We start from the raw sequence: 16,456 nt of genomic DNA on the forward strand, positions 1-16,456 counted from the left end.
GACATGTTATATGTAATAGGGTTCTTAGTAATCTCCATAGTAGCTATTCGTCTTAACATGAAGTATTACAAGTTAAAAGGAGATTCGAAAGATTTTGTGAAACGAGTAAATAAATAGTTATGAACATTTAACTGAAAAAAAAGGCCCACGTGTATGGAGCCTTTTTTTATTCAACTATAGTTGTTGGGCTTAATGCCTGTTCTATGTGATTTAATAAAGCATCTAATAATGATTCGCTATTAATTTGCTCATTCCCATATTTCAAATTCTCAACACAAATAGGTTCTGTGGCAATTGTAATTATCTTGGCATTTCTAATTAGGTTATAAATGGTATCATAATTGTCGGGCTGAATTGACTTTAACGTATGGAAATAGTCTAAATCAATATCAAGAATATAATCTTGAGTAAATTGATTGTTTTCTATTAGGCCAGGTATCATCTCATTTATAGTATTTAATTTATCTTCAAGGTAAATCGACTCTATTGCTTGGTCGTAGTGTGGTTTTTTGCAGTCATCATTATGTGGGGCAGGATGTTCAGTTTGATCACCAATCCAACATTTTTTATCAAGAATGTATATGCTATTTTCAGACTCTGGGTAACCTTCAGGAGCTTGAACTTCAAAAATCTCTCCACGCATACGAGCTAAAATTGCTGGAGTAGAATAACATTCTTCAATTCTTTTGGACTCTTTAAATGACATTGGATCATCCTTGTGCGCATCATAGTTTATTACTAAAGCCCTTTCTATTATGTTAGATTTAATAGCTGCATCAATATGTTCGTCATGCTTTAAGTTCCCGATTGCAGAACGTACAGTATTCAAATCATTATAATTGATTTCATCTATACAATTTTTTCTAAATGCCACCCTATGTGTATTCACTTCATCACTATCTCCTTCGATTTGGCGAGCAGAATGCTTAAGGAAAGCGGAATGACAATCTGTATGATGATCAAGGGTTACTAGGATAGGTGCTGCATTTCTTTCTCGATAAATAGCCCATGGTTCAAGTACATGATGGTGATGCTCAACTATGTAAATATCCTTACTGTTAATTGTTTGATGCTCGAACATTTAAACGCCTCCGTTACATGTTTTTTGGTTGAAAATGAACAAATAATAATATTGCTTATGTCCAAGGAAGTAATTTGTATTATGCGTTAAAGCAAGATGTATTTAATTATATAGATTTTTTGTAATTATTGCTAATCGTGTAGATTCGACAGATACATCATTTGAGAGAATTTACTATAATTTAAATTCTGTTATGTTATAATAAGGACAATCCAATACTAAAAAATTATACTGCAAAAGGACACACCTACGCATAACCATAGCGTAGGTGTGTCCTTTTTTGTTTAAGGAGGAAAAAGTTATGGGGAAAACGTTATTTATTGCAGAAAAACCAAAAGTGGCCAATGAAATTATGAAATCGCCACGATTCCGTCACTCACAAAAGTACATTGGTAGCAAACCTTATTATGGTTATTATGAAAATGATCATTATATTGTCAGTTGGTGCCGTGGACATCTGCTGGAACTAAAACATCCGGAAGAGATGGATCCAAAGTACAAAGTATTCAAGTTAGAGCATTTACCTTTAATTTATCAGCCAGCTTATAAGGTGAAACAAGAAAATGCTGAACAATTACAAATACTTGTTAAACTGCTGCAACGACATGATGTTGACCATGCGGTTAACATATGTGACGCGGACCGCGAAGGAGAGTTAATCTATAGGGAAGTGTACGAATATGCAGGAGTGAATAAAAAGCAATCTCGTGTATATAAATCCTCTTATGAAGCGGCAGAACTAGAGGCAGCTCTCAATCGATTAGAAAGCGCATCAAAATACGATGGACTGGCGTATTCTGCTAAAGCAAGGCAGTATCTGGACTATCTATTAGGTATGAACATAACGAGGGGATGTACAACGAAATTAGCACAGAATAAGTTCCTGCTATCCTCTGGACGTGTACAGATGTGTTTATTAAATGAGATACGACAACGTGAGGTAGCGATTGAAAATTATAGAGAGCAATCTTATTATCATCTGCAACTAGTAACAGATTTAGGAATCACTCCGGCTATGAAAACAGAAGACCAGGTATTAAACCCATCGCCATTAAGAAGTTTGGGAGAAAACTTGAAAGGCCAATATCTCGTGGTGGAAGAATTTAAAGAAGGAAATCGAAAGAATAATTCTAAATTATTATATAACTTAACGGATTTATATAAAGATGCTCATGCTCATCTGCAGATTAATGCAGAAACCGCTAGAAAACATATTCAGAACTTGTATGAAGAAGGATTTATTACCTATCCACGTTCTTCCTCTAGGCATTTACCTACAGAACAAGTAGAGCGTGTGAAAGGTGTTATGCACTCATTAGCAACGAGTCACTATCCGTCATTGGTACAACTAGTAGATATCGAGGCAATTAATACAAAACATAAAACATTCAATGATGAGCTTGTATCAAGCCATTTAGCTATCATTCCGACAACAAAACAATATAACGGTGGAGACCGTCCAGACATTGAAAAACAGCTATATGATCTTGTAGTAAAACGCTTTGTGGGTAATTTCATGCGTCCTGCAGTGTATCTAGTAAGAGACGTATCGCTTATTGACTCGATGGGTAATACCTATCAAACAAAAGAAAGTGTACTTAGGGAAAAAGGGTTTTTAGAAGTATTTCAAGAGGATAAAGAAGAAGAAAGTGTGGAAGCATTTAAAATTCCTATTCTGCAGAAAGGACATGAACTTCAAATCTGCGATTTTGAGTTACTTGAATCCAAAACAAAGAAACTCGCGCTACACACAGAAAGCTCAATTCTGACTTTCATGGAAACAGCTGGACGCAAATTTGATGACGAACATTTAAAAGAACTGATGAAAGGAAAGCGAATTGGAACCGTTGCAACCGAAGCGACTTTCATCCCAGCTTTATATGAGAAGAACTATATAGCCATTGAAAAAGGGAAAATTACTACAACTCCAATTGGTCGTGCTTTTATTGAACAATTCCCTGTCCAACAAGTCAAAGATCCACTATACACAGCTGAAATGGAAGGGATAATATATCGTATTGAAAAGAATGAAATGAGTTATGAAGACTTCATTGTACAAACAAATGCGTTTGTACAAAAAATAACGCAAGAGATTATAAAAATCCCTGATACCATTTCGTACAATCTAATAGAGACCTGGAAGCAACAAATAGAGGTTTGCCAATGCCCTTGTAGAAATGGAATTATTTTAGATAGGGGGAAATTTTTCGGTTGCAGCAATCACCCGAACTGTAATATTGGTTTGCCAAAAAAATAAAAGAAAAAGCGATTCCTGCAGCACAAGTTAAAAAACTGTTTGAAGAGAATAAAACGGACATTATAAAAGGATTTAAATCTAATGGCAAAGAGTTTTCTGCTTACCTATCATTCATAAACGGTCAAATTCGTTTTAGTTTACCTACAGTTGAAGAATTATCACTAGGTCAGTGCCCAAAGTGCCAAAAGGGACAAATTTTAAACCGTAAAACATTTTTCGGGTGCTCAGACCATCAAAACGGATGTAATTTTGTGTTGCCAGCTAAAATTAAAGATAAGAAATTATTGGATAGTCAGATTAAGAAGTTATTAAATAGTAATGTAACAGACTTCATTAATGGTTTTAATGGGGAAAAAGGAGAATTCACAGCTGCCATTCGATTAAAGCCAGACCTTAATATTTGTTTTGAATTTCCAACTGCAGAGGATCGTACGGTAGGTAAATGTCCATTATGCCAGGGGAGAGTTATTATAGGGAAAACAAACTATCTATGCGAACAATACAAAAAGGGTTGTGATTTCATCGTTTCAGGTATGATACTTGAAAAAAGAATTACAGCAAGCCCAGATTAAGAAATTATTAGAAAAGAATATGACAGATACAATCCAAGGCTTTATATCGAAAAAAACGGGGAAATCGTTTGGTGCAAAATTAACATATGACTCTGCACAGAAGAGAATAACCTTTGTATATGAGAAGAAGAAATAATATTATAAAATCCTAAATTTCATATATAAAATTAATAAGGATTATGATATGATGAAAGTAATAAAATACTTCTAAATCTACCTGCAAAAGGACACACCTACGCATACATATGCCATAGGTGTGTCCTTTTTTCGTTGTCTATAAATCCCTAAAAAAAGAGAGAGGGGGAAGATATATTGCGTACGAGTGAAATACCATCTACAGATGTATCTTTTGAGAATGTGGAGAGTCATAAGCGTAATAAGGGGAATGAAATATCAGCATGTCCCAAATGTAAAAAGCAATCATTCAGGGCTACGTTTAACGAACATCCAAAGTGGGTTCGATTTTGCTTGTGTTGTGATTATAAAGAAGTTAATCCAGCATATAGTCCATTTGTATATTAAGTAGAGTGATACTAATAGGAAAGGATACTACGGTATGAAACCATGGATTAAGATTGCTTGTATAACATCATTAGTCTTTCAAATTACAGCATGTAGCAGTTCAACACAAACAAATGATTCGAGACCTGCACAAACGGCCCAGGAAGCAATCCAGCAGAATGTAGAAGGCAAGAGGAATGTTGATATCCCGGAAGCATACAGGGACAAATTAAATGGATTAGAAACAGGTAAAGGAAAAGTAATACATGTAAAAGACGGAGATACAGTAGATGTGAAAGTAAACAGGAAGAAGCAGACGGTAAGGTTACTATTATTAGACACCCCTGAATCTGTTTCTCGAAAGATTCCGCCACAAAAGATGGGTAAAGAAGCATCTTCTTTTCTAAAGAAACAAATAGAAGGAAAAGATGTAACCCTGGTATATGATCATGGACAAAAAGAAGACAAGTATGGCAGAAAATTAGCGTATATATTTTGCGAGGGAATACATGTAAATGAATTAATGGTCAAATTAGGATACGGGATTGTAGCTTATATTACTAAACCGAACATTACGCTGCTTCCACAAATGTTTGATGCCGAAAAGAAAGCAAAATCATCTAAAAGTGGAGTGTGGAATATCAAAGGTTTTGTAGATGAAAAGAAACATCATTATAACCGAAATGATGCCGCTTAACGCATATCACTCAAGCATAGTAAGAATACTAATGCTTTGAGATTAAAATAAGGAGGTTTTTAAGTGTGAAAGAGAATAAAAGAAACATGATCTTATCGTTTGTTATTTCGATTGTCTTTATATTTTCGAGCATGATGCCTTTCAGTAGTAACGAATACATCTATGTTATTTCAAAAATTGGGGCTGCAGCTGGTGTAATAAACATTGTGATGATGAGTGTTTTTTTGTATTTTCAAAGCAAAAAAATGAGATATTCATTGAATTAAACTGTAAGAGAGAAAGTTTTCCTTACTCACACTACAAGGAGAGTGGAAAGGAAAACCGCGAAGGAGATGGAAGAATGAGTCAGGTAGCGGGATTCTTGAAATTCGTTTTAGCGAAAGAAAAACGATACGTATATTTGGCTGTATCAGAAAAGAGAAACAAACGTGTAAACACGCACATTTTTTATAAATTTGGTCAAATGGAAAAAGCATTGGAAAGTATGTACGAAATGCGGGATGATTTCGAGAATAAGTTCCCGATAGAACTAAAAGAAAAAGGATATGATTGGGAAGATATCAACGATTGGATACTTTCCATTGAGACAGGATTCTCAAAGCATGGAAATAAGCTAATCACATACGGAAGCTAAGTAGAGCAGATCATTAAATGAGGTGAATGAAGAATGGCGTTAATTCGAAAGTATCATATTGCAATTGCTTGGATGATAGCTACAAGTGCAATGCTTATAAGCTTGGTTTTTAGTGAATGGATGAAACTCCCACCATGTGATTTATGCTGGTACCATAGGATGGCCATGTATCCATTAGTACTGATATTAGGTGTCGGCATGTATAGAAAAGACCCGCTGGTAAAAGTACATATGCATTCCCATTTGCATGTATCGGCTTATTACTAGCTGTTTATCAAATAACGATTCAAACCTTTCCTGCAAGCGAGATGAAGATATGTTCTGTAGGAGTTTCTTGTACGGAAGATTACTTGAATTTATTTGGTTTTATCACGATTCCTATGCTATCTTTTGTTGGATTTTTAGCTATTATTATACTTTTATACCTTAGAGACGAAATATAGAAGAGGGAAACCGGTAAAACACCTTGTATATAAACAGACATGAACATGTAAAACGTCAATTAATTCGATAAAAAAATAAAAATGGAATATAGAAAAGGAGATATTAAAAATGACAACATTACAAAATAAAAAAGAAATGAACCAAATTCCAGAGGCAGACGTAGAATTATTAAAAATCATGGCACACCCAGTTAGATTACAAATTGTGAAGGAGTTAAATCATCATAGAATCTGTAATGTAACGCAATTGACAGATATATTAAAAATACCACAATCTACTGTTTCTCAGCATCTATCAAAAATGAGAGGAAAGATCCTACGTTCGGAAAGAAGAGGATTAGAAATGTACTATCATATTGAAAACCTTAAAGCGTGTCAGATTGTTAGTGTACTAGGTTTATAGAAAAGTATTAGATAGCAAAAGTCCTCACAATTAGCGAGGACTTTTAAATGTGCTTAGATTAAATTTGTTGTGGTGCACCACCATGGTCGCCGACACTATATGTAGGAGCAGGGTAATGTCCATGAGTAGCAAGTTGGTCTGTTTGAGAAAACTGAGTAATTCCCACCGTTAACGCCCCAATAAAAGCAATACCAGATAATAATAAGTTAATTTTTTTCATTATTTTAACGCTCCTTTTTCGATGGATTTTCGTCTAGCTTGATAACAAATATGGAAATAGTCACTTACCTTTTTGTGGTTTTCTAATTTTCTACATATTGTAGCAAATAATTCAGCATATTCCACAACATAATCCCATAACTCTTCTTTCTCAAAGTATACAATTCCTTCTTGAATGATTTTTTCCAATTCTTCCAATGGAATATTTTTGTTTAAGCTATTTAAAATAGAGAAGTGATGCGTATATTCCTCGTTATTAATTCCCCTACAGATCTGTAATCCCTTATCAATGAGTTGGCTGGCTGCCGATTGTTCTCCTAATTTATAATGTTCCTTAGCTTCTAGGAAGATAGCCTTAAAGTGCGTAGGCATTTTAGCTGTTACCTCTGAAAGATGACGAATAGCTAAAGTAGACATGTTTTGATCAGAATATAGCCACCCTATTGTACTTCTTACATATAACAAGGAATCTTCTTCTTTATTCTTTTTAAGTAAATCAATTGCAGAATTTAGATATTCTTCTGCTTGTTCGTACTGCTTTAAATAGATACAGCAGCCGCCTAGCAAGCTATTACAAAAGGCTGTTTTCACTTCATAGCCTTCATGCTTCGAAAAGATTTCTTTTGATTTATTTGCGTATTCAATTGAAGTGAGCATGTTATAAGTATGGTGATAAAAAGTTGCGATTCTATAATAGAATTCAGCATGTTCAACTTCATCCGGTATATCTACTATTATCTTTTCTGCCTGTTTATAATGTTCCTCCGCCATAGTATAATTTGCGATAAAAGTGGCATGCATGGCTTTGAAAAAGTGATAATAAAAGCGAAGAAATTGGTCTGTAGGCATATCATAATCGCTAATAGTATCAAAACTATTTTTTTGAATACTAAGGCTATCTGTTAAGACTGTGTAACGAAACTCAAGTAGTGAGTAATATAGTAACAAATTTTGATCCTGACAATCTTGATTCAGCTCAGTACTTAACTTACTAATTTTTTCATCGATTTCCTTTTTTAGATTGGTAGCTTTTAAAACTTGTTGAGATAACATAGATTGGTACCAGTCGTTCAATAGAGAGGTTAATTGCTCATTTCCTTTTACTAATACACTCATTATATATTCCCCCATCCTATAGAAGTATCCTAATCCTATTTAATTAGTGTCATCATAGCAAAATAGCAGCATTATTTGAGTGATTTCGAGTTATTTTTCAACAAAATTCAGAAAAGATAGTTAATTTTTATCGATTTTATTTACACTAATACTTTAACTTGTACCAATTCACGCTTGCGTGAAAGGAGAGTGTCTGAAAATGAAAGCAGAACGAATTTTTGAGGGTACTAGTGAAGATGGAGTATGGAATAAGGCTATATTCAAGGTGAAAGAAGGTATCTATTATTATGTGTCTGAGAATAGTACCGTTGAGATAACTGGCCATGAATTGATAGTAAACATATTAGAAGACGTACACCAGGGAGATGATCATAATTTATTTGCTGTAAAAGGGGATGAAAGAGGCATTTTACAGCAGTTAGAGCTGGATGGTTTTGATTATCAAGATGTCGAATGGAATCCCCTTAATCTTTTGGATAATGAAATTCTTAGTAGTACGGATGCAATAGAAGAATGGGGAATTGATGCATCAACATTACGTAAAAGAATTAATGATTTTCCAAAAGGTTCAATTCGTAAAATTGGAACGACATATGCTGTTACTCGATTTAGAATGCGCTGCGTCTTCGGTTCAAATGAGAAATAAGTAAAAATACGATTGGGGAGTGAAGGTCAATGAAGAATTACATCAAGAGTTCTCAAGAGCAACTACTGCAAACCAATAAAAATGGTCGCACCTAAAACAAAAACAGCGTGAAACCATATCAAACTGGCTAAGAGAGGCATATATAGAGAAGATTAAGGTTCATAACCGTAGATTGAAGCCGAGAGAACATGAGGATGTTTTAGAAAGAGTAATGAGTAAAATCTATGATCGTGAAATTAGGATTTCAGATTACGAAGTAGAGAAGTATTACAAAGGGAAGATAAATAATTGGTATAACAAACAAATTTCACTTCATGAAAAAAGTGATGAGGAGAAGAAAATATGAAACATACTATCGGAAATGTAAGTACCTCATATATAATGCGTCTAATCCTAAGTGATTTAGACACATATATTACTGCATAGCTAATTGCTTCGAAGTCAAGATCACCCTGCATAGATTGGAAAATCTTATATGCGAACAGTTGCCAGGCGAACAATCCAGTGGCACGAAGGAGCGGATTAGGGTTTTCAGGGGCAAGGAGCACATTCTTGATGTTCTCCATTTGCTCTCCGAGGCGTGTATCGTCTTCAAAGTGCTCCAGAAGCTCACGAAGAATAGCCAGAATTAGTAACAATGGGGGGATTAATGTCAGTAAACCACTGCCTCCTGCAGCCGCAATCGCGGCGATTCCGGGGCCAATGACAGTTCCATTGCTGTCTACAAATTTCTCGATATCCTTAATTGTCTCTTTAAGCAATCCCTTGAGAAAACTAGCATCAGCACACGCACGCATCAATAAAGTAGGATTACCGGCCGTGTGGGGATTATCAGGATTAGGCCTGTACCCGTGATTTATACCAGCCATTGAGAAAAGTGGTCCCTGAATGCGCTCGTTGCATGTTTCTATAATGTGCCCTACCCTCTCTTTTCGACCTTGTGGGTCTATATCTGTGGGGAGCGCAAGTTCCCAGCGCTTGGTAATACCCACGAGGTTTCGCTGAAAATTCATATGTGGGGTAAGGCAAATTGCGATTTGTAGAAATCGTTGTTCCCCGACTACGGGAGTATGCGGATAGAAAAGTGGATTGGGTGGGATCGCAATATCTTTAAATAATGGACTGTTACGGCTCTTGATTTGGTGTTTAATGTCCTGCCAGATATGTAGTCGTCGTCGCTCGTATAAAGAATACTGAGGCACTGCTTTGAGCACAACGGAATAGATTACCCCAAATCTGCCAGCGGAGACAAGCACCGCATTGAAGAAATTATTATTTCTAATGATTTCGAAATTCTTGGGACCACCAAACTTTTTTTTCTAAACTCTTTCTTCAACATGGAATCATCAGTAAGCTGCGGATGATTATTGTTTACCGCCATCAGTTACAAGGTGTATCGCCATTACTGCATCAGCGATGGGGGGCGATCAAAATCTCCACCATGTGCACCTGTATTTAGTGCTCCAACGATAGTCTGACCGCCAGCACCGCCGAGGGTGGCGAATCCCCATGGTCCGCTATAATCGGCTTTATTGTCAACCTGGTCAATGATAAAGCCTGCCAAAGTGTTCTTATCGCCAATATCAACAATCTGATCTAGTTCGGCGTAGAGTTGGTAGATGCGTTTACCTGATTCGACATGCACTAGGTATGACTTCTGCTTTTTTTCTTTTTCAGTTTCAACCATGTGCTTGATGTAGTCTCGGTTCAGGCAATTAGGTATAACATTTGTAAGAGTCTTTCCCATGGCGCGATGAACGTCTCGAGGGTCGTTAGTTTCGATGAATGTGTGGTCGCTAACCGCTGCTTCCGAAAGGGCCCAGTGACTTCCGGCTGCTTTGAAACGCTGACCGGAAGGCCTGTTTTGGCAAAGTTCAATTAATTCTTCTAATGATTTAGGGTAGACAATTTTCGGAGCGTGAGATATGAAGTGTTTCCGTGTCCAAGGGGTGTTTTGTGACTCTTCAATAGGCATACTTAACTTCCTCCTTTAAGACGAAACTTTTTAAAGTAACGCATGTTTGCTTAACTTTCCCTTCGATTCATCTGTTTATTCAACTCTTAGGGTCTCCAGTAATTTTAGATTACTCTCCCTCGGGGGGAGGGGTGAAAATTCAGAAATTTATTTCAATCAAATTTAGGTGATATCGTATATCACCTAAAATCAAGATATTAATTGTTAATATTGATATGTAAGTACAATCGGTCACAAACTTCCACGTAGATTTTTAGTGTCTTTTCTAATTCAGCCTTAGAGAAAGATGAATTGTTTTTAGAAGAATTAACAAGAAGAGAATTCACAGATAATATTGTATTGAAATAAAAACATCAGGCAATTTTAAAAGTGGAATATTGAGTAAATGATATTAAATATAGCTACTATATCAATGAGAAAATAAGAATTGTGTTGATTCAAAACCTTATTTAATTACCATAAAAAAGACAGAAGTAGTTCATATATCCTTTAAAAAGGGTGTTATTTTCAAATGGAAATTTATTGTTATATGTATTATTTAAAAGAAATAGTTGTTTATAAATCCAACAAGCGTCATAAAATGCATATAAGTGCTAAATGTTTGATGTAATAATATAAAATATATTTCAGTAAGTTTATAAATCCAACAAACGTCATAAAATGCATATAAGTGCTAAATGTTTGATGTAATAATATAAAATATATTTCAGTATGTTTATAAATCCAACAAACGTCATAAAATGCATATAAGTGCTAAATGTTTGATGTAATAATATAAAATATATTTCAGTATGTTTATAAATCCAACAAACGTCATAAAATGCATATAAGTGCTAAATGTTTGATATAATAATATAAAATATATTTCAGTATGTTTATAAATCCAACAAACGTTTTTAAATACATCTAAGTGTCAAGTGTTTGATGAAGAAAAAATAAAATTACCGATATAACAGTATTTGATTAAGTTATGGGATAATGCTAATATAATTGTATTAATAAACCCAACAAACGTCATTGGATTATGCTTAATGCCAAAAGTTAGAAGATTAATTCATGTTTCATTTTATGAGTAAATTAAAAACCCAACAAACGTCATTGGATTATGCTTAATGCCAAAAGTTAGAAGATTAATTCATGTTTCATTTTATGAGTAAATTAAAAATCCAACAAACGTCATTGAATTGTGTTTAATGCCAAAAGTTAGAAGATTAATTCATGTTTCATTTTATGAGTAAATTAAAAATCCAACAAACGTCATTGAATTGTGTTTAATGCCAAAAGTTAGAAGATTAATTCATGTTTCATTTTATGAGTAAATTAAAAACCCAACAAACGTCATTGAATTATGTTTAATGCTAAAAGTTAGATGATTAATTTATGTTTTATTTTATGAGTAAATTAAAAATCCAACAAACGTCATTGAATCATATTTAATGACAGAATTTGATGTGTTTTAATGATCAAAAATGTTTTTTGAGTAGGCTTTGAGTACTGAAATAGACAAATGCTTATTTGGAAGTGCTGTTACTTAGTGTCATAACAATATGAGATAAAGGAGTAATGTGTAAGTGTCAGTAATGAGAGAACCTGAAATAAAAGAAAAATTTGCTAATCAAAGATTTACGACAAAAGAACTCTTTGAATTTTACAACGAGCTAGAAGGTGATTTAAAGCAAACAACATTTAGATGGAGAGTGTATCATCTAAAACAGCAAGGTGTAATCAAGACTGTTTCGCGAGGTGTTTATGAAATAGGTTCCGAAATTTTGTTTATACCAAAGCTGTCTAAGGATGCGAAGCGGATCTTTAGAAAGTTAAAAAACGAATTTCCTTATGTGGATTTTGTTATATGGGAAACAGAATGGCTTAATAATTTTATGGTTCATCAACCTAATACAATGAATATAATTGTTGAAGTAGAATCGGCGTTAATAAATGATATTTTCAACTTTTTATATTTAAACGAAAAAAATGTAGTATTAGCTCCACGAGATAATACAGCGACTAATTACATGCTAAAAGACGGGTATAGTACAATTGTTTCATCTCTAGTATTACACAAGCCAACTTTGCAAGTAGAAAAATTTACTGTTCCCAAGATAGAAGCCATTATTGTAGATTTATTCATCGATGAAATAATATTAACGTCATATCAAGGGCAAGAAAAAGTTAATATAATAGAAAACTTATTTAATGAATATACAATTAAGCGATCTACAATAAAACAATATGCTAGTAAACGTGGAGTACTGGATAAAGTTTTAGAATTTTTAAACGAAGAAACCAATATTGATTTTTAATTGTACGGGGGGATATTACATGATTGCAACTAGGACATTTGAAAGTGAATGGATTACGAATCTATCTAAAAAATTCGGAAGCGAAAGAGGAAGAGGGACTAGAAGTAATCCAGAGCTCGTAGAAAAAGTGACTAAAGCTTTACACTTATTAGAATTGTTAAGTCAAAGCGAACTAAACTTTATTTTTAAAGGTGGAACATCGCTACTTTTACTATTAGATAATATTCATAGATTTTCTATTGATATTGATATTATCGTTGAAAAGGAAAAGAATGAAGTAACTATACAAGAGTTAGAGGGAGTTATTACTGAATTAGTAGAAAAAAGCAGCGTCTTCAACGACTGGGAAGAAAGCGAAAGAAAAGCAAATGATGTTCCAAAGTCTCACTATAAGCTTCATTATAAATCAGCAGTAAATGAATCTCAGCCGCACTATATTCTTTTAGATGTTTTATTTGAAAAAAGCCATTATGAAGAAACTACTTTTAGAAGTATCAAGTGTGATTTCATTGAACATGAAGACCCGGAAGTTCAAGTTAAAATGCCTACCGTTGAATGTATACTAGGAGATAAATTAACAGCTTTTGCACCTTTAACGACTGGTATACCTTATATGAGAAATAAAGAATTAGAGATTATAAAGCAACTATTTGACGTTGAAAATCTCTTTGATGAAGTTGGAAATTTAGAAATAGTAAAACGCACATTTAGTCAATTTGCTCTACAAGAACTAAGTTATAGGGACAAAAAGGAATTGAGTGTAGATAATGTGTTAGAAGATATTTTTAACACATCTTTAATTATTTGTGCACAAGGTTCGGTTTGCGAAGGTGAGTTTAAAAACTTACAAGATGGTGTTACTCGTATTAAAGATTTTATCTTTAGTAAACAGTATATGTTCCGCGATGCTGTAATTAGTGCGTCGAAAGCTGCCTATTTAGCGCAGTTGCTTTTAAAAGGAAAATCGACTGTTGAGCGATTTAACAACAGTGATATGTCTGATTGGAAAGTTGCAATCCCGGTTAATGTGAGGCAAAGTGAAAATGATATTTGGCGTATAAGAAATATTAATACTGTGAAAAAAAGCTCTCCAGAAGCTTATTTCTATATCTATAAAGCGCTTGAGTTACATAATCAACAATAGCAAACTCATAGTTACTAATCACCTAGGTTAAGTGAACTACTCGCCACTTAGCAAAGCTTGAAGTGGGAGCTTCTCAGTTCCACGACGAAAGTAACCTTTCGTCTCCCTGAGCGTTACTTCGGGATGTTCCACCCCTAGATGTCCAACGTTTGGACGCTCTTTTGGTACGGTTGATATTTTACGCAGGAATCGAATGGATTGGTTTTCGCACTCTATTTTCTTCCTGCAACCTCATATATCAAGTTATCAAAGAGCTTCATATAGTTCGTTTATCAAAAGTTTTTGGCTATGCTAAACCGAAATTCAGCTCCCACCTACCGTTGGGCTACGCCCTTAACACGCTTGAGGAAGGAGAATTCTTTCGGGGAATTCGTTAAATATTTTATGCTGACTATGGAAGGGTTTTCCTTGCCTTTGAGCGTACAGCAAGATGAATGTCGTTAAGTAATATGTATACCTGTTGTACGTTGAAAAATACGGAAAAATTTACCTCTAGTTTATAGCACCATCCCCTAAAAGTGTTGGACATATGATAGAAATCCCTGTTTTCTAGATTGGAAAGTAGGGGTTTTTGTCATATATACACCATCTCATATATCAAGATGTATAGTAAATTTCATTAATTATTATGGTAGTTAATGAGACTTAAGAAAGAAGCATGTCCTTCCATTAAAAACCCCTCATATCTATAATTACTTCATTATCATTCAGTACCGCGAAAATTCAGAATATTCAATTTAAATAATATCAATTTACTATATCTTACATTTATGTAAGTATGGTTACAAATGGTTTGTGGTAATTATTGCAGAATTTTTTATAAACATGCGAGGTTAATCGCTCATAAATAATCTTTACTCTTGTAATGTAATTGAGAAACTGGAATAACATATTGTTACTTAGTTACATTATTGTACACGTCATATCTAATCAATTTGTGATGCTAAAAGAAATTTAATACACCGCAAACATTTTATTTAAAAGAAGGAAGGAGGGAAATGGAAAGGTTTAAAATATATGATGAAAACTATGTGGAAATTGTAAAAATGCTTCCGGAAAATCCATTGTATTAAAAAGAGACCTATTCTTAGTAAATAGAAAGATTGGCGTATTACTTGACTCTAATAATACCTATTTAGTTTTGGATAATTGATTTTTAAATACTTAAAAGAGAGAAGATTTGTGGTTTTAACTCAAGATGTATTAAAAGTCTAAATTAACTAGACAAAAAAGTACTACATTTTAATGTTGAACCTAGAAGAGGAGAGGACGTAAATGATAATCATTATAGTATTATGTGTAACAATTCTATTAATTTATGGTGTTTGGGAACGTATATTACATAAAAAGAGGTTACATTCGATACCAATTAGAATCAATGTAAATGGTATTCGAGGGAAGTCAACAGTTACAAGGTTAATTACTGGGGTTGTGAAAGAAGCAAATTATAAGGTCGTAGGAAAAACAACCGGAACATCGGCGCGAATGATTTATTGGTTCACAAAAGATGAATCACCAATAAAACGACGAAAAGAAGGACCAAATATCGGTGAACAGCGGAGAGTGATAAAAGAAGTATCAGATTTAGAAGCAGATGCTCTTGTATGTGAATGTATGGCAGTTCAGCCGGATTATCAAATTATATTTCAGAATATGATGATTAAAGCGAACATAGGTGTTATCGTCAATGTTTTGGAGGACCATATGGATGTCATGGGGCCCACGCTTAATGAAGTATCAGATGCATTTACGTCAACAATTCCATACAATGGTTATTTAGTAACAATCGAAAGCGATTATTTAGAGTATTTCAAAAAGGTAGCTAAACAAAGAAATACAAAGGTAATAACAGCGGATAACTCGAAAATTTCAGATGAATTTTTACGGAAATTTGATTATATGGTATTCCCTGATAATGCATCAATTGCCTTAGCTGTTGCCGAAGCAATGGGAATTGATGAAGAAACCGCATTTCATGGTATGTTAAATGCTCAACCAGATCCTGGAGCAATGCGAATTACACGATTTGGAGAAACACTAGATCCATCATTTTTTGTAAATGGATTTGCAGCAAATGATGCATCATCAACCTTGCGTATTTGGGAAAGAGTAAGTTCTTTTAAATATAGTGAGAAGGCTCCCATTATTATTATGAATTGTAGAGCGGATCGTGTGGATAGAACCGAACAGTTTGCTAAAGATGTATTACCATATATCGAGGCAGAAATATTATTAGCTATAGGAGAGACAACCACTCCTATTAAGGATTTTCATGAGAAAGGCGAAATACCTGCGAAGTTGTTTATTGATTTAGAAGGTTGGTCAACAGAAGAAATTATGAACGCCATGCGTCCGTATATCAGAGGTCGTATTGTATACGGTATAGGAAACTTTCATGGAGCCGCTACACCATTAATTGATGCAATTATAAAAGAAGAGTTAGTAAGCAAAGTTAGCTAAGAGCA

14 protein-coding genes and 3 pseudogenes are annotated in these 16,456 nt (G+C 34.2%); 12 read left to right on the forward strand and 5 right to left on the reverse strand.

Annotation, left to right across the window (positions count from 1 at the left end):
• Window positions 1–166: 166 nt before the first annotated feature.
• Window positions 167–1,081, reverse strand: a complete 915-nt coding sequence (locus tag QCI75_RS29145; RefSeq protein WP_353762015.1) for a peptide arginase family protein — start codon at window positions 1,079–1,081, stop codon at window positions 167–169.
• Between the two features lie 301 nt (window positions 1,082–1,382).
• On the opposite strand from QCI75_RS29145, the pseudogene QCI75_RS29150 reads away from it, so the two are divergent.
• From QCI75_RS29150 to QCI75_RS29180, 7 genes and pseudogenes are all read left to right on the forward strand, one after another.
• Window positions 1,383–4,046, forward strand: a pseudogene (locus tag QCI75_RS29150) (type IA DNA topoisomerase).
• A 176-nt stretch (window positions 4,047–4,222) separates the two neighbouring features.
• Window positions 4,223–4,432: a hypothetical protein gene (locus QCI75_RS29155; protein WP_002166909.1), complete on the forward strand. Its 210-nt coding sequence runs from the start codon at window positions 4,223–4,225 to the stop codon at window positions 4,430–4,432.
• Between the two features lie 34 nt (window positions 4,433–4,466).
• A complete protein-coding gene (locus QCI75_RS29160; protein ID WP_353762016.1) occupies window positions 4,467–5,108 on the forward strand; it encodes a thermonuclease family protein in 642 nt (213 codons plus the stop codon).
• Window positions 5,109–5,173: 65 nt separating this feature from the next.
• Complete coding sequence (locus QCI75_RS29165) at window positions 5,174–5,374, forward strand: hypothetical protein (RefSeq protein ID WP_201053760.1); 201 nt, start codon at window positions 5,174–5,176, stop codon at window positions 5,372–5,374.
• Between the two features lie 74 nt (window positions 5,375–5,448).
• Window positions 5,449–5,742, forward strand: coding sequence for a hypothetical protein (locus QCI75_RS29170; protein ID WP_353762018.1), 294 nt, complete (start codon window positions 5,449–5,451; stop codon window positions 5,740–5,742).
• Window positions 5,743–5,775: 33 nt separating this feature from the next.
• Window positions 5,776–6,185 (forward strand): annotated as a pseudogene (locus QCI75_RS29175) (disulfide bond formation protein B).
• 109 nt (window positions 6,186–6,294) lie between these two features.
• Window positions 6,295–6,588, forward strand: coding sequence for an ArsR/SmtB family transcription factor (locus QCI75_RS29180; RefSeq protein ID WP_353762019.1), 294 nt, complete (start codon window positions 6,295–6,297; stop codon window positions 6,586–6,588).
• A 58-nt stretch (window positions 6,589–6,646) separates the two neighbouring features.
• On the opposite strand, the gene QCI75_RS29185 is transcribed toward QCI75_RS29180, so the two are convergent.
• Both QCI75_RS29185 and QCI75_RS29190 read right to left on the reverse strand, forming a co-directional pair.
• The gene (locus QCI75_RS29185; protein WP_353762020.1) at window positions 6,647–6,808 is read right to left on the reverse strand and encodes a hypothetical protein; all 162 of its coding nucleotides are present in this window, start codon (window positions 6,806–6,808) and stop codon (window positions 6,647–6,649) included.
• Window positions 6,808–7,923 (reverse strand): response regulator aspartate phosphatase, encoded by a 1,116-nt coding sequence (locus QCI75_RS29190; RefSeq protein WP_353762021.1) that lies wholly within the window; start codon window positions 7,921–7,923, stop codon window positions 6,808–6,810. The genes QCI75_RS29185 and QCI75_RS29190 overlap by 1 nt, the downstream gene beginning before the upstream one ends.
• A gap of 199 nt (window positions 7,924–8,122) precedes the next feature.
• Between QCI75_RS29190 and QCI75_RS29195 the strand changes: the two genes are divergently transcribed.
• Both QCI75_RS29195 and QCI75_RS29200 read left to right on the forward strand, forming a co-directional pair.
• Window positions 8,123–8,569 carry a helix-turn-helix domain-containing protein gene (locus tag QCI75_RS29195; protein ID WP_353762023.1) on the forward strand — a complete coding sequence of 149 codons (447 nt, stop codon included), beginning with the start codon at window positions 8,123–8,125 and terminating at the stop codon, window positions 8,567–8,569.
• A 29-nt stretch (window positions 8,570–8,598) separates the two neighbouring features.
• A pseudogene (locus QCI75_RS29200) lies at window positions 8,599–8,915 on the forward strand (transposase).
• Here the strand turns inward: QCI75_RS29200 and QCI75_RS29205 are convergent.
• Window positions 8,806–9,582: a hypothetical protein gene (locus tag QCI75_RS29205; protein ID WP_353762184.1), complete on the reverse strand. Its 777-nt coding sequence runs from the start codon at window positions 9,580–9,582 to the stop codon at window positions 8,806–8,808. The pseudogene QCI75_RS29200 and the gene QCI75_RS29205 sit on opposite strands and share 110 nt — an antisense overlap.
• Before the next feature lie 389 nt (window positions 9,583–9,971).
• Window positions 9,972–10,544, reverse strand: a complete 573-nt coding sequence (locus QCI75_RS29210) for a hypothetical protein (RefSeq protein WP_353762024.1) — start codon at window positions 10,542–10,544, stop codon at window positions 9,972–9,974.
• A gap of 1,580 nt (window positions 10,545–12,124) precedes the next feature.
• Here QCI75_RS29210 and QCI75_RS29215 point away from each other — a divergent pair.
• The 3 genes from QCI75_RS29215 (at window position 12,125) to pgsB (ending at window position 16,451) form a co-directional block, all read left to right on the forward strand.
• Window positions 12,125–12,847 (forward strand): DUF6577 family protein, encoded by a 723-nt coding sequence (locus tag QCI75_RS29215; protein ID WP_353762179.1) that lies wholly within the window; start codon window positions 12,125–12,127, stop codon window positions 12,845–12,847.
• 19 nt (window positions 12,848–12,866) lie between these two features.
• Window positions 12,867–13,991, forward strand: a complete 1,125-nt coding sequence (locus tag QCI75_RS29220) for a nucleotidyl transferase AbiEii/AbiGii toxin family protein (protein ID WP_353762025.1) — start codon at window positions 12,867–12,869, stop codon at window positions 13,989–13,991.
• Between the two features lie 1,275 nt (window positions 13,992–15,266).
• Window positions 15,267–16,451: a poly-gamma-glutamate synthase PgsB gene (gene pgsB / locus QCI75_RS29225; protein WP_353762026.1), complete on the forward strand. Its 1,185-nt coding sequence runs from the start codon at window positions 15,267–15,269 to the stop codon at window positions 16,449–16,451.
• The last annotated feature ends 5 nt before the right edge of the window (window positions 16,452–16,456 follow it).

The sequence above is a fragment of the Bacillus cereus group sp. RP43 genome, from assembly GCF_040459645.1.
GTDB lineage: Bacteria > Bacillota > Bacilli > Bacillales > Bacillaceae_G > Bacillus_A > Bacillus_A mycoides_C.